At 34.8% G+C, this 21,418-nt stretch carries 18 protein-coding genes and 1 pseudogene; 14 read left to right on the top strand and 5 right to left on the bottom strand.

The window, feature by feature from the left end; all coding sequences use genetic code 11:
- Positions 1 to 333 precede the first annotated feature (333 nt).
- Together glmS and NST60_RS10260 are read left to right on the top strand one after the other, a co-directional pair.
- Positions 334 to 2,136, top strand: a complete 1,803-nt coding sequence (gene glmS / locus NST60_RS10265) for a glutamine--fructose-6-phosphate transaminase (isomerizing) (protein ID WP_101729169.1) — start codon at positions 334 to 336, stop codon at positions 2,134 to 2,136.
- Between the two features lie 948 nt (positions 2,137 to 3,084).
- Positions 3,085 to 3,456 (top strand): hypothetical protein, encoded by a 372-nt coding sequence (locus NST60_RS10260; protein ID WP_169187619.1) that lies wholly within the window; start codon positions 3,085 to 3,087, stop codon positions 3,454 to 3,456.
- A gap of 661 nt (positions 3,457 to 4,117) precedes the next feature.
- Here the strand turns inward: NST60_RS10260 and NST60_RS10255 are convergent.
- A pseudogene (locus NST60_RS10255) lies at positions 4,118 to 4,482 on the bottom strand (YnfA family protein).
- Positions 4,483 to 5,025: 543 nt separating this feature from the next.
- On the opposite strand from NST60_RS10255, the gene NST60_RS10250 reads away from it, so the two are divergent.
- From NST60_RS10250 to NST60_RS10235, 4 genes are read left to right on the top strand one after another with little or no spacing between them, the layout of a single operon-like run.
- Positions 5,026 to 5,877 (top strand): TnsA endonuclease C-terminal domain-containing protein, encoded by an 852-nt coding sequence (locus NST60_RS10250; protein ID WP_169187620.1) that lies wholly within the window; start codon positions 5,026 to 5,028, stop codon positions 5,875 to 5,877.
- Positions 5,868 to 8,027 (top strand): Mu transposase C-terminal domain-containing protein, encoded by a 2,160-nt coding sequence (locus NST60_RS10245; protein ID WP_224428342.1) that lies wholly within the window; start codon positions 5,868 to 5,870, stop codon positions 8,025 to 8,027. Before NST60_RS10250 ends, NST60_RS10245 begins: the two co-directional genes overlap by 10 nt.
- Positions 8,020 to 9,672 (top strand): ATP-binding protein, encoded by a 1,653-nt coding sequence (locus tag NST60_RS10240; RefSeq protein ID WP_341098770.1) that lies wholly within the window; start codon positions 8,020 to 8,022, stop codon positions 9,670 to 9,672. Before NST60_RS10245 ends, NST60_RS10240 begins: the two co-directional genes overlap by 8 nt.
- Before the next feature lie 6 nt (positions 9,673 to 9,678).
- The gene (locus tag NST60_RS10235) at positions 9,679 to 11,586 is read left to right on the top strand and encodes a TnsD family Tn7-like transposition protein (protein WP_169187623.1); all 1,908 of its coding nucleotides are present in this window, start codon (positions 9,679 to 9,681) and stop codon (positions 11,584 to 11,586) included.
- 160 nt (positions 11,587 to 11,746) lie between these two features.
- On the opposite strand, the gene NST60_RS10230 is transcribed toward NST60_RS10235, so the two are convergent.
- Positions 11,747 to 12,100 carry a hypothetical protein gene (locus NST60_RS10230; protein WP_169187624.1) on the bottom strand — a complete coding sequence of 118 codons (354 nt, stop codon included), beginning with the start codon at positions 12,098 to 12,100 and terminating at the stop codon, positions 11,747 to 11,749.
- 114 nt (positions 12,101 to 12,214) lie between these two features.
- On the bottom strand, positions 12,215 to 12,439 hold the full coding sequence (locus NST60_RS10225; RefSeq protein ID WP_169187625.1) for a hypothetical protein: 225 nt from the start codon (positions 12,437 to 12,439) through the stop codon (positions 12,215 to 12,217).
- Positions 12,440 to 12,719: 280 nt separating this feature from the next.
- Here NST60_RS10225 and NST60_RS10220 point away from each other — a divergent pair, with 280 nt between their 5' ends.
- On the top strand, positions 12,720 to 13,178 hold the full coding sequence (locus tag NST60_RS10220) for a hypothetical protein (protein ID WP_169187626.1): 459 nt from the start codon (positions 12,720 to 12,722) through the stop codon (positions 13,176 to 13,178).
- A gap of 349 nt (positions 13,179 to 13,527) precedes the next feature.
- On the opposite strand, the gene NST60_RS10215 is transcribed toward NST60_RS10220, so the two are convergent.
- Entirely contained in the window at positions 13,528 to 14,970 is a 1,443-nt protein-coding gene (locus NST60_RS10215) for a TOTE conflict system archaeo-eukaryotic primase domain-containing protein (RefSeq protein ID WP_169187627.1), read from the bottom strand.
- A gap of 199 nt (positions 14,971 to 15,169) precedes the next feature.
- Here NST60_RS10215 and NST60_RS10210 point away from each other — a divergent pair, with 199 nt between their 5' ends.
- The 4 genes from NST60_RS10210 (at position 15,170) to NST60_RS10195 (ending at position 18,003) form a co-directional block, all read left to right on the top strand.
- A complete protein-coding gene (locus NST60_RS10210; protein WP_100525938.1) occupies positions 15,170 to 16,285 on the top strand; it encodes an IS4 family transposase in 1,116 nt (371 codons plus the stop codon).
- A 219-nt stretch (positions 16,286 to 16,504) separates the two neighbouring features.
- Complete coding sequence (locus NST60_RS10205) at positions 16,505 to 17,299, top strand: DUF3231 family protein (protein ID WP_254416036.1); 795 nt, start codon at positions 16,505 to 16,507, stop codon at positions 17,297 to 17,299.
- A 4-nt stretch (positions 17,300 to 17,303) separates the two neighbouring features.
- Positions 17,304 to 17,516: a DUF3231 family protein gene (locus NST60_RS10200; protein ID WP_254416037.1), complete on the top strand. Its 213-nt coding sequence runs from the start codon at positions 17,304 to 17,306 to the stop codon at positions 17,514 to 17,516.
- A gap of 16 nt (positions 17,517 to 17,532) precedes the next feature.
- Positions 17,533 to 18,003 (top strand): hypothetical protein, encoded by a 471-nt coding sequence (locus tag NST60_RS10195; protein ID WP_169187644.1) that lies wholly within the window; start codon positions 17,533 to 17,535, stop codon positions 18,001 to 18,003.
- 109 nt (positions 18,004 to 18,112) lie between these two features.
- Here the strand turns inward: NST60_RS10195 and NST60_RS10190 are convergent, their stop codons facing one another.
- Complete coding sequence (locus tag NST60_RS10190) at positions 18,113 to 18,688, bottom strand: CBO0543 family protein (protein ID WP_169187645.1); 576 nt, start codon at positions 18,686 to 18,688, stop codon at positions 18,113 to 18,115.
- A 370-nt stretch (positions 18,689 to 19,058) separates the two neighbouring features.
- On the opposite strand from NST60_RS10190, the gene NST60_RS10185 reads away from it, so the two are divergent.
- From NST60_RS10185 to NST60_RS10175, 3 genes are all read left to right on the top strand, one after another.
- On the top strand, positions 19,059 to 19,379 hold the full coding sequence (locus NST60_RS10185; RefSeq protein WP_098798128.1) for a helix-turn-helix domain-containing protein: 321 nt from the start codon (positions 19,059 to 19,061) through the stop codon (positions 19,377 to 19,379).
- 260 nt (positions 19,380 to 19,639) lie between these two features.
- Positions 19,640 to 20,653 (top strand): DUF3231 family protein, encoded by a 1,014-nt coding sequence (locus tag NST60_RS10180; RefSeq protein WP_098798127.1) that lies wholly within the window; start codon positions 19,640 to 19,642, stop codon positions 20,651 to 20,653.
- Between the two features lie 91 nt (positions 20,654 to 20,744).
- Positions 20,745 to 21,296, top strand: a complete 552-nt coding sequence (locus tag NST60_RS10175; protein ID WP_098798126.1) for a CBO0543 family protein — start codon at positions 20,745 to 20,747, stop codon at positions 21,294 to 21,296.
- Positions 21,297 to 21,418: the final 122 nt, after the last annotated feature.

Raw genomic sequence — 21,418 nt, 5'->3', positions numbered from 1 at the left:
CGACACGAAACTAGTTGACGAGGAGGAGGTTTATCGATTTTTCGGCGGATGCCTCCCGGTTGTGTTAGCCAATCGTAAGTACTACTTTAAAACATTAAGGCAACTTAATGCACAAAGAGTAGGGTATGCTAATAATATAAGTATTTCTTTTAAGTTGTATCATTTTACATTGTTTCGTTTTTACATGCTTATTCCCGGAGAAAATGGATGGGTAAGTAGGAAATCTAACAATGAAAAGTAATATGATTTATGAAAAAAATAATCAGAGGTAAGGGAGCAAGTTTGTTCCCTAAATAGTGACTTCTTGCTCCCTTAGAACGGAGGAAAAGAAGTATGTGCGGAATTGTTGGTTATATTGGAAACCAGGATGCGAAAGAGATTTTATTAAAAGGTTTAGAAAAACTTGAATATAGAGGCTATGACTCAGCTGGTATTGCTTTAAGCAATGGAGAAGGAGTGCAAGTTTTTAAAGAAAAAGGAAGAATTGCAGATCTTCGTAATATTGTGGACGAAGATGTGTTTGCACCTGCAGGAATTGGTCATACACGCTGGGCAACACATGGTGTACCAAGCAGATTGAACGCTCACCCACATAAAAGTGCTTCAGAACGTTTCACCATTGTTCATAACGGAGTAATTGAGAACTACGACTTACTAAAGAAAGAGTACCTTTCTGACGTTTCGTTAAAAAGTGATACAGATACAGAAGTAGTAGTTCAACTTATTGAACATTTTGTTGAGACAGGAAGCGATGTAAAGGCTGCTTTTGTTCAAACATTAAAATTATTAAAAGGGTCTTATGCTTTTGCTTTATTAGATGAGCAAAACAAAGACATGATATATGTGGCAAAAAATAAAAGTCCACTATTGATTGGTTTAGGCGAAAGCTTCAATGTCGTTGCTAGTGACGCAATGGCTATGCTTCAAGTAACAGATCAATATGTGGAATTAGTAGATAAAGAAATTGTAATCGTGACAAAAGACGCGGTAACCATTGAGACATTAGAGGGAGAAATTATTTCCCGGGAAGCTTATACGGCTGAATTGGATGCTAGTGATATTGAAAAAGGCACATATCCTCATTATATGCTAAAAGAAATTGACGAACAGCCATTAGCTATTCGCAAAATCATTCAAGAATACCAAGATAAAGATGGTAAGTTAAAAATTGATCCGGCTATCGTTGATGCTGTAAACGCAGCAGATCGTCTCTATATTATTGCTGCTGGTACATCATATCATGCTGGTCTTCTTGGAAAGCAATTTATTGAGAAATTAGCAAAAATTCCAGTTGAAGTTCATGTAGCTAGTGAATTTGGCTACAATATGCCGTTGCTTTCAGAAAAACCTTTGTTCATCTTCATTACACAAAGTGGAGAAACAGCAGATAGCCGAGCAGTACTAGTGCAAGTAAAAGAAATGGGCTATCCAACTTTAACAATCACAAATGTGCCAGGCTCTACACTGTCTCGTGAAGCTGACCATACCTTATTATTATATGCAGGTCCGGAAATTGCTGTAGCTTCAACGAAAGCTTATACTTCACAGATGGCTGTATTATCTATTCTTGCAGAAGTGACAGCAAAAAGTAAAGGCTATGAAGTGGATTTTGATCTTATCCATGAACTAGGCATTATTGCCAATGCTATGGAAGTCATTTTTGAAGATAAGGAAGAGCTTGAAGCAATTGCTAAAGAGTATCTTGAAACATCAAGAAACGCTTTCTTTATCGGACGTGGTATTGACTATTATGTTGTACTTGAAGGTGCATTAAAATTAAAAGAAATCTCTTACATCCAAGCAGAAGGTTTTGCAGGTGGAGAATTAAAGCATGGAACAATTGCTTTGATTGAAGATGGAACACCTATTATCGCATTAGCAACACAAGAAAGTGTTAACTTAAGCATACGTGGTAACGTAAAAGAGGTAGTGGCTCGCGGAGCAAACCCATGTATCATTTCCATGAAAGGTCTAGAAATGGAAGACGATCGCTACATCGTACCAGCTGTGCACGATCTGTTAACACCCCTTATCTCTGTAGTACCATTACAATTAATTGCTTACTATGCAGCACTCCATAGAGGCTGTGATGTAGATAAACCTCGTAACTTGGCTAAGAGTGTTACGGTAGAGTGATTTTGGTTGTAATAAAATAAGTTGTTGTCAAATCAAAATAAAGTTTGCAGAATGAGAAAAAAGTCTGCTTAAGAAGAAAAAAGTTTGTAAAAGCCTCGTGATTGTACCCAATATGGGTGTATTCACGGGGTTTTTAATTTAGCGCTGTAATCCTATTGAGGGGTCATTTAAGGTTCCATAATATATGGGTAATGACTGCTGAATTGCAGCGCAAGGGATTCCTATGTCTTCCTGCAGTGTAGAACACCGGAATCAAGCGAATTAACGAATTTCCACGTGTAACCTGATCCCAGTACGGTTCCCCATAAAATATATGAAAGGAAAGTTAAATGTAGGTAATGTCGGAAGTAAAGGAATGATGGGGTACAGGCGATAAACAGTCCGACCCTAGGCTAAGTAAGGGTGACTCAATATATATCGGGTGGTTTAAGGAATTGGGATTTTATCTTCGGATTTAATCTCGATTCTTCTTTCTTTTTAGCCCATCAGGGCTAGTCACACAAGGCGCTTTGAGACAACCATGCGAGGAGAAATTGTAAGAAAAGGCGTGAGGTCAGGTGGTGCAAGGGATAGTAGAGGGTTAAGGTGGGGGTGAGTTAGGGACAAACTAAAGGACGGGTGGACAAACGTAAGGTGTCCTATAATCTTCTTGTAACTGAGTTTAAAAAAGAAGGAGAAGTAGGGGCAAGACGGCTATGTACGAGGCTGAAGGATTAGACTAAATAATCGGGAACGTACCTACGATAATAAGTGGTTTTTTTGTTTAACAAAAACAATCTCTTTTAATAGCGAAGTTATTAGTTCAACTGGCTCATTCTAATAATGCCAAGGGTTTGACTGGTTCAATGTTGGTCCAACTTTTATTTTGTTAGAAAACAAGGAAGGAACATATGTTTGTTTAATTAAATATATGAATATATTTTACTAAGAAATAGGGAGGATAAACAAATGATAAAGGGAAAAGGCAAAAAGAAAAGCCCGGATTATATAAAAGCCTATCATAATGATTATGTTATTACGATAGGTAGGCATCCCCGCTTTAATTGGGTCACTCACACGGATAAAGATTATATGTATTTCTTATATATCACCCGTACAGAGAAGGATTTTGTCGGTAAAAATACAGCGCATGTGGGGAATATCAATGTTTTATGTCACCAACAAACATTCTACGATTATCACCATTTAATGTTAGTCATTGAACCGATATTAAGTGAATATATCTTGGAGAGTGAGAAAATCTTTAAGATTTGTATGCTTGTGCAAGAATTAGAATACCAAAGTGAAGACCCGCTCCACCAAGAAGCAAGTGGAGAATAACAGTAGGGAATACCCTACTGTCTTTTTTTCTCAATAAATATTTATATTAGTTTTTGAGAAATAAAGGTTTGGCCTACTAGTGTCAAACCAAAATGAAGTTTGATGTATGGGAAAAGTCTGTTTTAAAAGAAAAAAGTCTACACAAAGCCCCTGAGTGTATCCAGAGTATGGATATATTCACAGGGCTTTTTTATATAAAATCGTGGTCGTACGAGGTTCTCTGCGTGGATCAGGGTTACCCTTACGGGGGAGGTGAGGTAATCCCTGCATAAGTACAGCACAAGGGAAGTTCCCATGTCACTCCGAAGGGAGCATTGGAACCAACCCAATCGAGGGGGAGCCCACGTCCAGTAACGTGTAACACGCTTCAGACAGAAGCACTCGCCAATAAAAAAATAAATAAATATATAAATAATTAGGCATAGGTCACGTTGTAAGTATGGGAATGGTGGTGGTACAGGCGAAACCGTAAGGTATAATAGTCCCTCCACTTTCAAGGGAAGTCCACGTCCAGCAACGTATAACAGGCTTCAACAGAAGCACTCGCCCATAAAGAAATAAATAAAAATAAATAATTAGGTATAGGTCACGTGGTGAGTATGGGAATGACGGTGGTATATGGGAAACCAAACCGTAAGGTACTATGTATGAGGCTGATTGATTAGACTATCGAGTAGGAAACGTATCTTCGATACCTCTTATATTGGCGAGGTGCAAATAACATTACTGAAACACCCACCAAACATATACCAGCACCTATCCAATCGTATAAATCAGGTGTTTGTTTATCAATACCCCATCCCCAGAATACAGAAAGAACAATAAATACTCCTCCATAGGCAGCATATACTCTGCCGAATGATGGAAATGTTTGAAATGTGGCAATAACACCATATAACGCCAAGGCTACTCCTCCGAGATCCCCCAATAAAATGGCTTACCTTCTCTTAACCATAGCCAAATAAGATAACCTCCACCAATCTCTGCAAATCCAGCAAATATAAATAATACAATTGCATAAATCATTTAATGCTCACCCTTGATAACTTAATTAACATGGTAATTATACTGTATCCCAAAAGTAGTAAAGAACTGCACTACCATAGAATCACCAGAAGGCAAGAATCGGTTGTGGTAAAGGTGTCACCGTAAGGTGCCATCATGAGGTTTAGGTCACTCCCTTTGTTTGGCGATCTCTCCTTTATGTTTCAGCAAACTTTATTATTATCTCTTTACTTTTTTTGGTTATTTTCGGCCGAAAACAGGCAAATCTTTGTGCAGACTTTATTCTCATGGAATAACTTGGATAATGGTTGTGAGGTTAGATGTGGCAAGGGGTGAATGTGTTTTCTAGTTTCTGCAAACTTTTTTCTAAATTAACATAGTTACAAAATCTTATTTGCAATAAATAACTTAGGAAAGAAAAGAATAAGAATAATGTTCGCTTAAAATCATAAAAAAGATTGCTCAAGATATTGCATGTACCAAACCGGCCCGTTAGAATCGAGTTACTTAATTTACTAGGAATATAGTATCCTAGAATATTCATGATTGTAGAGGAAGTAGATTATGTCTAAACGTAACCATTCTTGGAATGAGAATAAGTATAACCGTTTTGTTAATGAGGGGCGAGGACAGGGAGTAGGTAAAGAATATAAACCGTGGTTAACTATTCAGGATTTTCCTTCTATGGGGAGAGTATCACGAATACTAGGATGGAAGAGTGGAAGAATACATCACCTATTTTCTGATTTGCAGGCTCGCTATTTTTATATGTTGGAATGGGAAGATACAGTTACGGACATACGGGAGCACTTCCCCCTATTGGACCTTGAGGATACTGTACAACAAAAAAAGGACTTAGATTTTAAACTATTTACAGATAAAGAAAGTGGATATGCGTATACTTTAAGCACCAATTTTTTAATCACGATAAAGAAAGCAAATGGTGATAATTTGTATTTGGCAAGAAGTATAAAAATGGCTTCCGAACTTGAGAAGAAAAAGACTTTGGAAAGATTGGAGATTGAGCGCCGATATTGGACGGGAAAAGGTATTGACTGGGGAATCGTTACCCAAAAAGAAATTTCAACTGTTTTTACCAAAAATATTGAATGGGTACATTCATGTTTATATTCATATGTTGAAAGGGGTTTTACGCAAGATGAACTAATTTACTTAAGTAACTCTTTAATAGAAAGGTTAATAGATACCAAGCAGTCCATTAGAAAGGTTACTGCCGACTTTGACAAAGAATTCAACTATGATTCGGGAACAGGGTTGTTTGTGTTTAAGTTTTTAATTGCTTCAAAACAGATTGGGATAGATATGACAAAGCAAATTGACTTAAATCTTTCCAATTCGACAATTGAAGTAAAACCACGAATTACACATGAGGAGGCAAGGAGAAGATGTTTGTAGTAAATAATCTGATTTCCTATACTTCGTCAGAAAACGAGAAAGTAATAGAAAGGGTATTATGGCTTAATAAAGCACATAATTATGGGTATTTTTTCAATGTTTACTCTACCGCTTTGCCCTATGAAAAGAGTATTTCAGAAGTTGAAGAAGGGTTTAACAATGGTAGTATTGTCCTTGTTGAAAAAGACCCTTTCAGTCGACTAATAAATGAAAACAATATTTCTGAAAAACATTTATCCTTACGTGACAATGCATGGGAAATCATAAAGGATATTGTGAAATTGGAACCATTTGTTTACCACTCAGAAGAAAGAAGAAAATTAATTCTAAAAAGGTGTGAAGCCCACAATATTCATGAAAGCACTGTTATTCGCTATCTAAAGAAGTATTGGCAGCGTGGTAAAACAAAAAATGCCCTTTTACCTGACTATTACTTGTGTGGAGGGAAGGGTAAGGAAAAGAAGGCTAGTGAGGTAAAAAGAGGAAGACCAAGAAAGCATGGACAGATAACAGGCGAAGGAATAAATATAGACGAAAATATCAAAAGAATTTTTAGGTCTGCTATAAACAAACATTATCTCTCCTCTGCCGAAAAATCCTTAGCACTGACCTATGAATTAATGTTAAAAGAGCATTTTAGTCTAGATAGTAAAGTGAAAGGAAATGTGGAAATACCCGTAATTAAAACTTATGGAGAATTACCAACACTAAATCAATTTAGATATTGGTTTGAAAAGCAAAGAGACATCAAGAAAGAAATCAGCCAAAGAAAAGGCCGAAAAAAGTATGAGCAAAACCATAGAGCAATTATTGGGGAGTCAACAACAGAAGCATTAGGGCCCGGAGCAATTTATCAGATTGACGCAACTGTTGGAGATTTGTATCTGTTATCAAGGTTTAATCGTGAATGGATAATTGGACGACCTGTAATTTATTCTGTTATGGATGTTTATAGCAGAATGATAGTTGGTCTATATATTGGCTTAGAGGGTCCATCGTGGGCCGGTGCAATGATGGCTTTAGCCAACGCTGCTTCTGATAAAGTTAATTTTTGTCGTGACTTCGGAATTGAGATTGAAAAACATGAATGGCCTGTTGAACATCTTCCTGAATCCATCTTGGCTGATCGAGGAGAATTAGAGGGAAGTAAAGTTGATCCCCTAATTAATAATTTCGGAATAAGAATTCTGAATACGCCTTCTTATAGAGCAGATTTAAAAGGAATAATTGAACAACATTTTCGGGTAACCAATTCAAGAACAAAGGCATTTCTGCCGGGTGCTGTTAAGCCAATTAAAGAACGTGGGGACCGGGATTACCGTTTGGAAGCACAATTGGATATTTACCAGTTTACTCAAGTTATTATCAAATGTGTATTATACCATAATAATCACCACTATCTTACAAACTATCAACGTGAAGAAATGATGGTGGAGGATGGAATAGAGTCCATTCCAATACGGCTTTGGGAATGGGGGATAAACAACAAATCTGGAAAGTTACGTCATGCTTCGGAAGATATTGTTAAACTCAATCTCATGCCTACGGGCAAGGCTACGGTAACTGCAAAGGGAATTGCGTTTAAAGGATTGCTTTATGGTTCAAAACAGTCCCTAAAGGACAGATGGTTTGAACAGGCACGGAACAGGGGCACTTGGAAAATTGATATAAGTTATGATCCAAGAAATATGGACTATATCTATATACGGGATGAAAATGGCTTGAGTTTTGATAAATGTTTTTTATTGGAACATCAACAGCGTTATAGAGGCAAGGTAGTTGAAGAAATTGATTACTTGTTAGAATACGAAAAAGTAAAAGAAAAGCAATATAAGGAGAAAACAATACAGGAAAAAGTTGATTTAAACACTGAAATTGAAGAAATTGTAAAGCAGGCTAAACAGGAAACATCTCAAGAACAAACGGATGTAATCAGTAAAAGGAGCAGGATTGGGAATATTCGTCAAAACCGTGCTGTTGAAAAAATGATTCAACGTGAAGAAGAGGCCTTTGAGTTAGATAGAAGTAATATAGAAAACTCTAAAGTTGTTCCTTTTAATCTATCTGAAAGTAAAGAATTTATGGGGGATACAGGGTTTGATTTGTTATTGAGAAAGCAGAAGGAGGCTTTAAATAAGATAGATGAATAGGGTTATTATTCCAAATGGTTGCAATGCTATTGAAGCAGATTATAGTGAACAGGTTATCGAAGAATATAGGAAGAATCCTTTTATTGAAGCACTTCCTTCTATTCTCTCTACAGAAGAAGCCATTGAAAAAATGGCTATATATGCCGAATACAATTCAAAAGAAAGAATGCTAGATAAACAATACCGTATTCATTTAGTACAGAGATTATTTCAATGCTTTCAGCCGTTATGGATACACTTGGATTTGGAAAGCAGAATTTCCAGAGTAATTCGTCAAGGATATTTGGCAAGAAACCCCTTCAGAGCCGGATATGCGCAGAGTTTACAGGAAGGACATCGAAATATCAACGGATTGAACAATGAATTAAACAACAACAGTGTTTTTAGAACAACTGCAGCAGGATTTACGATAATCGGTGTTAGTGGTATGGGGAAAACAACGGCTATAAATAGAATTTTATCTTTATATCCTCAAGTTATTGTTCATAAAGATTATAACGAAATAAAATTCAGTATGTATCAACTTGTATGGCTTAAACTTGATTGTCCATTTGATTCTTCCTTGAGAGGACTTGCCTTAGAATTTTTCCGTAAGGTAGACGATTTACTGGGGACAGAATATCACAAAAAGTTTGGGCTAGGTAGAAAAACGATAAATGATATGTTGGTGATTATGTCTCAAATAGCAAGAAACACAGGATTGGGTGTTTTAATTATAGACGAGATTCAGCATTTAAGTAAGGCCAAAAGCGGTGGGGATCAAAAAATGCTGAACTTCTTTGTAACGCTAGTTAATACAATTGGAGTTCCAGTTATTTTAGTCGGAACGCCAGCAGGCTTATCTATTTTGCAAAGTGAATTTAGACAGGCCAGACGGGGCAGTGGCCAAGGAGATATGATTTGGGATAGGTTGAAAAACAACCAAAACTGGGATTTATTGATTAATGCACTTTGGGGATATCAATGGACAAAGAAGCAGATTCCTTTAACAGATGATTTTAAAAATATCCTGTATGAAGAAAGCCAAGGTATTATTGATATCGCAGTAAAACTCTACGTAATGGCTCAAATTGAGGCCATTATGACGCAAAGGGAAGAAATAACTCCAGAATCAATTAGTCAGGTGGCTAATAAGCATTTACAACTAGTTAAGCCAATGATTCAGGCTTTGAAATCAGGTAACATAAGTAAGATTGCCAAGTTCGAGGATATCAGTACAGTAGACGTAGACTTTTTAGGGTTTATGGAAAGGGAAAGGGCTACTGTTGATTTACAAATGAAAATGGAGGCCATGAAAAGAACGCAAAGGAAAAAAGAACAAGAAATGAGTATATCCATAAAAGAAAAAGCAATTTTGAAACTTTTAGAATTGGATTTTGAACCAAATGAGGTTCAAAAAGTTGTAGAGGCAATTGTTGAAAAAGAGGGGAATTTGGATATCAATGAACTTGTTGTGAAAGCCATTCAGGAAATGTCCACATCAAATAAACGAAAGAAAAAGCGAAAGGAAGAGGAATCTTCTGTAGAGAATGATATAAGACACTTGGTTATTGAAGGACGAAAAGAAAATAAGACAGCCTATGAAGTGCTTTGTAATGGTGGGTTTATTAAAAGTCATGAAAGCGATTTTGGTCAGACAGGATGATGTGAAATGATGACCTTCTTCCCTGTACCATATAAAGACGAACTTTTATACAGCGTTTTGGCTAGATACCATATTCGTAGTGGAAATGTCAGTAACAAAGCCACACAAAAGGATATATACGGTACGGACAGTATCACAGCAATAATGGATTTGCCTTCTCATATCAGCCGTATAATGGAAAACCTTCCTGTGGGGCATCATTATACACCCGAATATTTAATTACAAATCATACCCTATATCCATTCTATTCCGCCTTCCTGCCTTCTGAACATGCTACTAAGGTTAAAGAATCTATGATTGGGGATAAAGGGGGTAGTATATATAATAAAATTGGTTTGATGGCAAGTTCAATTAAGTTGTATCAGTACTTTAAATTTTGTCCTCAATGTGTTGAAGAAGATTTATATAATCTTGGGGAATTGTATTGGCATAGAATCCATCAAATACCGGGAGTTCTTGTTTGTCTAGAGCATAAGATGCCACTGTATGATAGTCAAGTTTCTATTAGAGGTTATAACAAACATGATTATAGATTAGCCACTATTGAAAATTGCAGAATAAATACCTCGGATTTACAGTATTCTGATAATATCATGGAAAAGGCAATCAATATTGCAGAAGATATTGAGTTCCTTTTAAATAATAAGATGAAAAACAAACGTTCGGATTGGTTTAGAGTGCAGTATTTAAGTAAATTAAAAGAACTTGGTTTTGCAAATGTAAACGGTAAAATAAAGCAAAAAGAATTATTAAATTCTTTCTTAGACTTTTATGAACATGGATTTCTGGAGAAACTGCAATCAGATATCGGTAATAATAATAATTGGTTGAGTGATATGCTTTGGAGAAAAAATAGAACAAGCCATCCTATAAGACACCTATTATTTATACGGTTTCTCGGAATTTCAATTTCAGACCTTTTCAACAAGAAAATCGAATATAAACCGTTTGGGGATAAACCGTGGCCTTGTTTAAATCCTGTTGCTGACCATTATCTTAGACCTGTTATTACTGATATAGAAATAGAGTATGGGGCTGAAAGTAAAGGTCCGATAGGGCTCTTTAGGTGTGATTGCGGTTATGTTTACCTCAGAACAGGCCCTGATCATGAAGAAAAGGACAGATACAAATTAACAAAGGTAAAGAACTTCGGGTCTGTGTGGGAAACTAAATTAGAAGAATTGACTAATAAAAGATTTAGTTTAAGAGATACAGCCCGGCAATTGCAGGTAGACCCAGCCACAGTCAAAAAATATGCTAAGAAGTTAGGTTTAAAGACATACTGGACAAAAAGGGGTCAGGAAGAAAAAAAACGTACGAATACCATTGAGCAATGCTCTGTTATTAATAATAAAGAAAAAAACAGACGAGATTGGTTAAATTTGAGAAAACAGTACCCAATTAAGAGTAAAACGGAATTACGTCAAGTTAACAATAGAGTTTTTACATGGTTGTACCGAAATGACAGGGACTGGCTTAATCAGAACTCCCCTAGGTTAAAATCAACAATACATGATAGTCACAGGGTTAACTGGGGGGATAGGGACGAGGGAATTTTGGAAATTGTAAAAGTAGCAATTACTGAAATGTTGTCTATTGACGGAAAACCTAAACGGATTACGGTAAGTTCAATAGGGAGTATGCTAGGCATTAGACCGTTATTAGAAAAACATCTTGATAAACTGCCAAAGACAAAAGAATACATGGTGGAGCATACTGAAGGTATTAGAGACTTTCAAGTTAGACGGTTACAATGGGCAGTTCAAGAGTTACGGGAAGAGGGACAGGATTTGTCTTTATGGAGAATTTATCGAAAGGCTGGAATCAGGGAAAACTTCCAGAAGGAACTTCAGGAAGAAGCAATAAAATTAGTTGCTAAAGAGAATGACCTGTACCCATGTGTGGATAAATAATCAATAATTTCTACCTTAAAATGGTTAGGTTTAAAAAAACCTAGCCTTTTTTATTTTATCCACAAGTTATCAACAGGGTGGAAAAACATACTGAAGACAACAGAAGTTTGGTATAATAAAAAACTGTCTGGAAAGACAGTTTTTAGAGAATAAACAATTATCAATGAAGCCTGTTATTACCTATACTATCGTCAACCATATCATTAACCTTTTCTATGGCCTGTTCTACCATTTCATCAGCAATCATTACAACGTCCGTATCATACTTTTCTTTTTGTGATACATCGAATTGAAGTTTCTCAGCATAAGGTGCTGGTCTATTCATCATAAAAGCAGAAGTCACCTCACAGTATTTATCGCGGGCTTCTTCAGCAATTAACTTACCTGTTACAATATCATTCATCATATTAAGGGCAAGGATATTAGCCGCTTCCATATCACATCGAGATGAAATTTCACCTCTTGTTCTTTCGACAATGACACTACCATCAAATTTAGCAAGTTCACTAAACATTTCAGGTGGGACAGAGTAGTTAATATAGTTCTCAATAACATCGGTATGAGGCTGTGGGAAATCATGTGGAATTTCATCACGATAAACAATGGTACGTTTCCAAGGTCCATTGTTCTACCAAATTAACCTGCTTTGAGTTGCTTCGTTTGGAGGACCGTACTGTTTAATTGTAAGATTAGCCGCCTTTTTAGACATAGCGTTCCAATCATTTATAATATTTTCAACAGCATCCCTAGCAACCACAGTATCAGTCGTTTTCTCAGCATCTCCAAAAATTTGCACCTTGAAATCACTCGTCATTGCAGTTGTAGCAGTTTTCAATTTTTCTTCTTGTTCCAAATGTATCACCCTTGTCAAAATTTATTTTTTTAGTCTTTGATACATTTTCACAATATATACCTTATGTTTTTGTTTTTAACGATGCTTTAATTGAATAAGACAAGTAGATTAAAAACGCATGGATTATAATAAAACCTATGGGTTCAAAACAAGGAGTAAAATCCTTGTTTTTTAATGTCATAAAAAAGATTATCACCCGCTTCAACGCTGCTTTATAAGTGATTGTTATGTATAATAGTATACAGATAATTCCAAATAGTGTTTAGGAAGGAGCCCTAGTATGTTGCACGTTATTACAAAGTGCTTATATCGATTGTCCTTTTTCATTATGGGGTTGTTCTATTCTATATTGTTCACGATCTTCTTTTACCCACTATCGGTAAAATACTTAGAGTTTTCTATCATGGATTATTTTTTATTTTCAATGTTTTTATTAGCACTTGGTGGAGCATTTTTTGATAGAGCATTTACATACTTCTATTTAGACATAGGAAATGATTACGAAGCAATCAATAAAGTACATTATGTGGCTATGTTTGTTGGTAAGGTGATTGCATATATAGTTGCAGGAATGGCAATTTACTTTTTCAAAAAAGATTTTTACCTTTCGCTATATATACCAGTATTTCTTTTAACTGGTGGGTGGATTTGGTTTAGCATCTTGAAGGGCTATATTAAGGTAAAAAGGGAAAAAGAGGGGAATTTGGAGGTGAAATTTAAAACAAAAGTCGGTTACTAGATTACCTTTTTTGGGAATTGCCGTACCTAATGTTCAAAAATTTGAAGGAGAGATACGGAACTATATTATTAAAAATAAAGGTATGGGAAGATATATGTGGAATTTAATCAGTGATCCTTTACTTGAAGGGCATACATATTATTTGTGTTTTTTCTATGAAACCTCTCCTTTGCTGTAAATTTTGGGGTATTCCTTTCTTTTTGAAGAATAAAGACGAAAAAAGCGTGAAAACTACATCTAGTAATACACGCTTTTTTGTTTTAGTATTGTAAGACAATTACACATAGTCGATATGAATTAATATGATTAAAATAATTTACATACAAGTACTTAATTATTATTCTTTAGATTATTTTTCTAGTGCTTTATTCAATAACTCACCGATATTCCACCATTCATTATTAGGGAATAACTCTAAAATGAGTTTAATTCTTATATCATGATAGGACTTCACATTATCTGCTCCCACACTAATGGAAACTTCCTTGTCTGCATTTAGCCAATTAAGATTGAGTTCATAAATATTTGGATGGCTTTCAGGTTTGTTTCCTCTTAAATATATTGGTGATCTTGTTACCCTAATTATATTGTCTTGCTCAAGTAATTTAATATGGTTAATGGCAGTTTTAACAGAACATTTCGCAGCCAATGCAATTTGTTCATAAGTCATAAAAAACTCATTGTTTAAATCTGCAAATCGTTTTAAGTGAATAAACAAAGTAAAAATCGTTTTATGGAATTTTTTAGGATACTGATATAATGTTAGCATTTCACTTCTGGATATAACTATCTTTGTTACTCCTTTGGTAAGCACAACGTTTTTTTTATAAACTAAATTAACAATTCTAGTTATTTCTTTATAACATTCTTCAAGTGGGGTTTTATAAAATGCTCTATTCTGACCCTTCATCCAAATTCTTAATTTTTGTTCACAATCATGTTTGTTTTCCCTTAATGTATTAAAATACACCGCTAATTTACAAGTAACTTCATTTCTAGTACTTGGTTTTCTCAGGCCATTTTCATACAAATCTGCTAGTGATTTTAGTGTTTCCTCCGATAAATCAAAATTCGCATTAGCATTACCCTCAATTTTTTTAGTATCACTTTTGCTAATTGGTGACTCCTCTTCATCTTCTTGTAAATCCGATATTAAATCATTTACGATATCAACGCATATGGGTTCAATATTTAAGAAGTAATCTAACGATTGGATAGTAGTAAAATTATTTTGCACGTCTACATACCAGCAGATATTAATCCTTTTATCCTTATTTTTGTAATTAATGCTGAGAGGAAGTTTCAACCCTTGAGTAGGTGTTGGTCGAAGTTCAATTTTCCCATTTATTTTTCCATCTAATAAGTTATATGCTGTTGAAACTGCTGCATTAAAAAGTACTTTCATTGAGTTGTAAGGGATTTCCTCTGAAAAATAAATGTCAACGTGATATCCCTTTGTACCGCTCCAACTAGTGAAAATTTTGTCTGAAGGTATTCCGAGTGTGTTTAAAGATTCATAGAGAGCCAATACTACTTTTTTAGCCTCTGGTATAACTGGAACATCCACATCGAAAGTGACAAATTTTGTATGTGTTTTCCTGCAAAAAATGCCGTAAGTGCTTTGTTGCAGTATATGGGATTTCAAAAATCCATCATTAAGTCTTACATGTTTGTCGTTATTATATATATTGAATGTATGGTAACTACCATCTTCGTTAAGTTTGATATATTTGTATCTAACCGTAATAAACAACTGCTTCATCTTTTCAATAACTTGATCTATATCGTTCATAAAAACACTTCCTTCCTAAAATCAATATCACAATGTAAATATTTTTAATATAGATGAAATCACTAGTGTTGCGTTAATTTAATTTAACTATTAAAAATACTTGAAATGTTCAATTTTATCATTTTATGCAAAGAAAAAGTCCTTTATAATGGATAAGTTAGGTGGTAACCCGTCCAAATCCACTAAAAAGGACTATCGCATGGACAAGATTACACGAAAAACTTCATTTGGACAATGGTTTTCACCAATAAATCTTCAATTATTTGAAGAAAACGTGAAAACGTTGAAATTAGATTTCTATACGAAAAAACTAACGACAGAGTCATTTCTAAAATTATTACTTTTTGCGCAGCTAGAAGAAGTCGAAAGTCTGCATGCGCTGAGCGATTGTCTTTTCGATGATCAACTGCAAAAGGGCATTGATCTTGATTCTATCAGTATTTCCCAACTCTCACGCCGTTTAAATGGCATGAATCCAGACTTATTCCAAAAGCTTTTCCTTGATTTAGTTTCACAAATTCATGCCAAAACGCACAACACGAAACTTGTGATGCCATTAAAAATCATTGATTCAAGCACATTGCCTCTCAATTTGACTAATCATAAATGGGCAAAATTCCGCAAAACAAAAGCGGGTGTTAAATTGCACTTACGCCTTGTGTTTATGGAAAAAGGTATATCCTATCCCGAAAAGGCCATTATGACAACGGCCAAAGAACATGACCGCGGTCAGCTTGAAGTAATGGTTGATGACAAGGAATGTATGTATGTGTTTGACCGTGGTTACTTAGACTACGAACGCTTTGATCGGATGACAGATGACGGCTACTTTTTCCTTTCTAGGCTGCGAAAAAACGCAGTCATACGGGAGGTTTACGATTTTAAACTACCCGAGAATACATCTGTTTTGTCGGATCAAATGGTGTTGATTGGTACGACGCAAAACCGTGCCGAAAATTACTTTCGTCTTCTAAAAGTGATTGATTCAAAAGGAAATGAGCTTCATTTAATCACAAATCGTTTTGATTTAAGTGCTGAAGAAATCTCAAAGATGTATAAATCACGCTGGGCGATTGAGTTATTTTTCAAATGGATTAAACAACATCTCCATATCAAAAAGTTTTACGGCCAAAGCGAATGGGCAATTCAGAATCAAGTGTTTATCGCACTTATTGTTTTTTGCCTGCATGTTCTCGCACAAATCGAGACAAAAAGTAAACGAAAAACCCTACAAATTAGCCGATATTTACGGGCAGCTTTGTGGAAACCAGCACATATTTGGCTTCGAAAGATTGAAGGAAAAACCATTCCTTAATAAACAAATTGTCGTCGTCTCTTAAGTCTAATTGTAAAAAAATTTCCAAATGGATGGATCCACCTTTAGTTGGGTATTTACTTTTTTGGCTCTTAACAGGGGACATATTTAAACTGAATATTCTAACAAAATTTATGCAACACTAGTGAATCGCTTTATATAACTCGAAAATATTCGGATAGATTGTGTGGAAACTAATAATGGAAGGGATTAACAATAATGGATCAAAATGACCATAATGTAGAATTAACAGCCTCAGAAATTTCCCAACTTTGGATTTCTTACCAAAATGACTCAATGGCAATATGCGGAATAGAATATTTTTTGGCAAATTGTGAAGATGAACAAATTCGTTCGGTATTGGGATATGCTTTAGAAATATCAAAGGCACACGTTAAGAAAGTAACTAAAATCTTTAATAATGAAAACTATCCAGTTCCACAAGGGTTTACTGAACATGACGTGAATCTTGACGCTCCGCGTCTTTTTTCGGATAAACTTTACCTTGAATATATGACGAATATGGCAAACTTTGGATTGACCTCATATGGTTTGGCCGTATCACTTGCAGAAAGAACGGATATAATCGAATATTACAACGAATGTTTAAATGAAACACAAGACCTGCATAACAGTGCAAAGGAGTTAGCGAAAGAAAAAGGTATTTATGTGCGTGCTCCTCATATTGCGAAACCAGAGCAAATTGAGTTTGTAAAGAAGCAAAGTTTCTTGGCAGGTTGGTTCGGGGATCGGAGATCGCTACTAGGTATTGAAATAGCGAATCTAGTTTATAACGCCAAACGTAACGCTTTACTACAGGCTATTATTACAGGATTTAGTCAGGTTGCAAAGTCAAAAGAGGTTCGAAAGTACTTTGAAAGAGGAAGAGAAATTGCAGGAAAGCAACTTGAAATTTTTACCTCAATATTACATGACGATTATCTTTCTGGTGGGGGGGGCATTACTACTTACTTCCGAAGTTACCGATTCCAAGATAGCCCCTTTTTCAGATAAACTCATGATGTATCACATTAGCGCACTTATTGGGTCTGGAATCGGTCAATATGGAATTGCTATGTCGACGAGTCCTAGACATGATTTAGGCGTTCATTATACCCGTTTAATGGGTGAACTCGCCCATTTTTCTGACGACGGAGCAAACTTAATGATTAAAAATGGCTGGATGGAATATCCACCACAAGCACCACAAAGAAAAGACTTGGCAAAGTAGGTTAGGAAAATGATAAATGGAGAAAACAAACAATAAAAATAAAGTAGAAAAACTCTTATGGAGTATTGCCTTACCAGGTTTTGGACAAATCTTAAATGGAAAGTACCTCAAGGGTGTTCTATTAATTGCTTTAGAAATATTGGTTAATGTACAGGCGAATTTCAATTTAGCAATAATATACAGTTTCCATGGGGAAATAAAACAAGCAATAGAGGTAACAAATTATCAATGGCTTATGTTTTATCCATGTCTTTATATGTTTGCTATTTGGGATGCTTATAAAGATTCAGGAGGTGGGAAATCACCTTTCTCTTTTATACCCATTGTGTTTGCTGCATATTTTATAACGGTAGGCTTAATCTATTCCTCAACATTTAAAATTTTTGGGGTATTGATGGGACCAATATGGTTACCTATTATCTTTTTAGGAATAGGTTTATGTGTGGGGCTAGTTATTAGGGGATTTTTAATTAACATTTTTGAGTAACTAACAAATGAATATGATGAATTTCCGTACATTAAAATACCCGGTGGATACCGGGTTAATTTAGATGAAGATGGTATTTATAACAAAAAATATGTGCTGATTCAATAATTTAAGCAGTACTTTTTAGTTTAGACCTCCTCTCCATAAAAATAAAAATGTTAGTTATTAATTTGGATATTATCGCAATCAGAAGATATCCCAAGAAAAGATGAAAATAATTAGCGCCTTCATTTAATTTAAAAAAACCGAAAGTAGTCATTAGTGGTTTGAAAATAAAAGATAAAATCACGCAAAGTCCCGTGATATATAAATAATAGTTTTTCCCGTGGTTTAAGGTCCATTGATAAACCAACATATATACTACAGGAATCAAAGAAACGTCTAGAGCGAAATTTACAGGAAGAATAGGTAAAACCTTATATGGATAAAACCACAAGGCTTTACTTCCCCCAAAAGCGTCTATATAAGTAAACCATACATGTACATTATAACCAAAGAACCCTAATAAAAGCGCTTTTTTCTTATCAATTAAGATATAAAGTAGTATTAACGGGACTACAAGAAACCCTAAGTTTACCCAAAATTCCCATGTACTCCAATCCGAGTATTGTTGCCAGTATTCATACCATGCATCTGATTGTTCAAGTTGTGTTTTTTCTATATGTTCCTTTTGATTAAAGTCCATTTTCTTCTCCTTACCATGGAATATAGTGTTATTTTTCCTTTTAGGATTAAATTTGATACCTAAAGGAATTATATTTACAGGGTAAAAAGGGATATAAAGATAGAAACAATTAAATATACAGAAAATAAAAGAATTCGAATGGAGCCAATTGCTCATTCGAATTCTTTTTCCCTTTCAAAAAACAATATCTGATCTTAATTATGTATATTCATGCTGTCTTTTCTCTATATAGGAATTCTTTGAAAGGTACTATAACATATTCGACAACATGGGTATAGTTAATACCTCAAATATTATATCCATAATTATTAGAATCTTTTTGTATAATTATAATGGTATTTTAATTATATAGAAGATTGGTGTTGTAAAGATGATTGGTAAACAGATAAAGAAGTATCGGCTAGCCAAAAATATAACATTGTCTGAATTAGCAGAACAAGCAGGTGTAGCCAAATCATATATCAGTTCCCTTGAAAGGGGTATTCAATTAAATCCCTCAATTCACTTTCTGGCGAAAATATCAAATGTATTGGAGATACCGGTTGAAACATTATTACAACCAGAAGAGTCTCTCACCAATGAAATGGAATTAGAATGGAAGGTACTACTCAGAGATGCAATAAATTCTGGGATGACTAAAGAGCAATTCAGAGAATTTTTGGAGTTTAGAAAGTGGAAAAAAGACCATTAATAGTGGGGAGTTGTTTTCTAGGGGATAAGAGATTAAATGAATTAGACAAAAGATAATGAATATTTTGTTGGGGTAAAGAAAATTATGGAAGAGTAACACAATGATCATTCCGATTGTTTTTGATACTCTGCATTTTTATTTCTGGTTTCTTCTACCTATCTTGTTCCCTGATGTTTAGTATTATCATGTTTTTTTCGGAATAATTCTTGTTCGTTTTAAGATAATATATACGGAGATTTTAGTTATAGGGAGGTATTGAAGTGCAATTTAATGAAAATAACATTAGGCTTACCTCTGCAGAAATGTCCCAACTTTGGGGGGCATATATAAACGATAGTTTGGCTGTATGTGTTTTGAAGTACTTTTTAGAAAAGGTAGAAGATAAAGAAATTCGTCCAATCTTGGAGCAAACATTCGAATTATCTGAATCGCATTTAGAAAAACTAACTTCCATCTTTACAGTTGAGAATTTCCCGATTCCTCAAGGTTTTACTGATGAGGATATAAACATAAATGCCCCAAGACTGTATTCTGATACATACTTTTTAAAATATGTGTATCAAATGAGCCAGTTAGGACTAAATGCGTACAGTATTGCTTTACCGACTGTAACACGTGCTGATATTTTGGCTTATTTTTCTGAATGTCTTACCGAATTTATAGAACTTCACAAAATGACAACAAACTTATTACTGTCAAAAGGTCTTTATATTCGTCCACCTTATATACCTACACCAAAAGAAGTTGATTTTGTTAAAAGCAAAAGTTTTCTTGCCGGATGGTTAGGAGAGAGAAGACCTTTACTTGCATTAGAGATTTCAAACTTATTTAACAATATTCAACGAAATGCTCTGGGTGTTGCAACATTATTAGGATTCAGCCAAGTTGCAAATTCAAAAGAAGTTAGACAATATATGGTACATGGGAAAGAAATTGCTTCCAAACATGTTGAAATCTTTGGCTCGATTTTAAGGGAAGAAGATCTACCAGTTCCCATGACATGGGATAGCGAAGTTACAGATTCTACTGTTTCCCCATTTTCAGATAAACTTATGATGTTCCAAACAACTGCTTTAAATGGAATTGGTATGGGATATTATGGAGCAAGCATAGCGACTAGCCCAAGACATGACTTAGCAACGCATTACGCTCGTCTCTCATTCGAAATTGGGAAATATTCAGAAGAAGGAACAAAGATTATGTTTGAAAATGGTTGGTTTGAACAACCCCCACAGGCGATTGATCGGGATGAATTGGCAAAGAGAAAAAGTTAAAAACACTTCTAATCTTTGGGCACCGATACTTAAGGTGCCCTCTTTTGGGATAGTGGTAAGTATATTTATGATTTAAAGAGAGAGTGAAATAATGAAGGATTCAGTAAGATTTAGTGAACTTGAAAAGGCGCAAAAAACACTTAGCCATTTGAGGTTGGACTATTGGAGGGAAGAGGTACTTTATTCTTTTCAATGGTGGTTTCTCCTTATAAGTACTTTCGTAATTGGATACTTATGGTGGAAATTTGTTGATCGTTCAAGGTTAAGAAATATAGTTTTGCATGGATTTCTGACTTTATCTATAGTTATTTTCCTAGACGTTTTAGGTTCAGAGTTGCACCTTTGGGATTATCCAAAAATGGTTTTACCTTGGGGTTCAAGAATAATTTGTATAGATATTATAATTTCCTTGGTATTCATGATGTTATATCAACGTTTTAGAGTATGGAAAACGTATATTTTAATTTCTTTACTAATGGCTTTAACTTTTGCTTTTATACTTGAGCCGCTTGCAATTTTTATGAATATTTATAAACCATATGCTTGGAAATCAGTTTATTCTTTTCCAATTTATTTTTTATTATCAGTGTTCATAAAGTGGCTTGTAGACACGATACATAGAATAGAAACAAGGGAAAAATAGCACGATTCATCTACCATTTACCTAACTTAAGAAAATAAATATGAGTGAACTTAAAAATAACCGTGCGTAGATATCAAAATATGCCACTACTGCACGGTTATTGTTTGAGTAAGAAACATTTC

The organism is Niallia sp. FSL W8-1348 (assembly GCF_038006745.1).
In the GTDB taxonomy this organism is placed as follows: domain Bacteria; phylum Bacillota; class Bacilli; order Bacillales; family Cytobacillaceae; genus Niallia; species Niallia alba.
The sequence above is the reverse complement of the archived record's forward strand: the minus strand, read 5'-3'. Positions and strand labels throughout refer to the sequence as shown.

What these genes read in the sequence shown, in the direction of transcription:
- NST60_RS10245 (WP_224428342.1), top strand. Translation starts at nt 5,868, where the DNA reads ATGTTTGTAGTAAATAATCTGATTTCCTATACTTCGTCAGAAAACGAG.
- NST60_RS10260 (WP_169187619.1), top strand. Translation starts at nt 3,085, where the DNA reads ATGATAAAGGGAAAAGGCAAAAAGAAAAGCCCGGATTATATAAAAGCC.
- NST60_RS10235 (WP_169187623.1), top strand. Translation starts at nt 9,679, where the DNA reads ATGATGACCTTCTTCCCTGTACCATATAAAGACGAACTTTTATACAGC.
- NST60_RS10210 (WP_100525938.1), top strand. Translation starts at nt 15,170, where the DNA reads ATGGACAAGATTACACGAAAAACTTCATTTGGACAATGGTTTTCACCA.
- NST60_RS10250 (WP_169187620.1), top strand. Translation starts at nt 5,026, where the DNA reads ATGTCTAAACGTAACCATTCTTGGAATGAGAATAAGTATAACCGTTTT.
- glmS (WP_101729169.1), top strand. Translation starts at nt 334, where the DNA reads ATGTGCGGAATTGTTGGTTATATTGGAAACCAGGATGCGAAAGAGATT.
- NST60_RS10190 (WP_169187645.1), bottom strand. Translation starts at nt 18,688, where the DNA reads ATGGACTTTAATCAAAAGGAACATATAGAAAAAACACAACTTGAACAA.
- NST60_RS10200 (WP_254416037.1), top strand. Translation starts at nt 17,304, where the DNA reads ATGATGTATCACATTAGCGCACTTATTGGGTCTGGAATCGGTCAATAT.
- NST60_RS10205 (WP_254416036.1), top strand. Translation starts at nt 16,505, where the DNA reads ATGGATCAAAATGACCATAATGTAGAATTAACAGCCTCAGAAATTTCC.
- NST60_RS10230 (WP_169187624.1), bottom strand. Translation starts at nt 12,100, where the DNA reads ATGTTTAGTGAACTTGCTAAATTTGATGGTAGTGTCATTGTCGAAAGA.
- NST60_RS10185 (WP_098798128.1), top strand. Translation starts at nt 19,059, where the DNA reads ATGATTGGTAAACAGATAAAGAAGTATCGGCTAGCCAAAAATATAACA.
- NST60_RS10220 (WP_169187626.1), top strand. Translation starts at nt 12,720, where the DNA reads ATGTTGCACGTTATTACAAAGTGCTTATATCGATTGTCCTTTTTCATT.
- NST60_RS10175 (WP_098798126.1), top strand. Translation starts at nt 20,745, where the DNA reads ATGAAGGATTCAGTAAGATTTAGTGAACTTGAAAAGGCGCAAAAAACA.
- NST60_RS10215 (WP_169187627.1), bottom strand. Translation starts at nt 14,970, where the DNA reads ATGAACGATATAGATCAAGTTATTGAAAAGATGAAGCAGTTGTTTATT.
- NST60_RS10240 (WP_341098770.1), top strand. Translation starts at nt 8,020, where the DNA reads ATGAATAGGGTTATTATTCCAAATGGTTGCAATGCTATTGAAGCAGAT.
- NST60_RS10195 (WP_169187644.1), top strand. Translation starts at nt 17,533, where the DNA reads ATGGAGAAAACAAACAATAAAAATAAAGTAGAAAAACTCTTATGGAGT.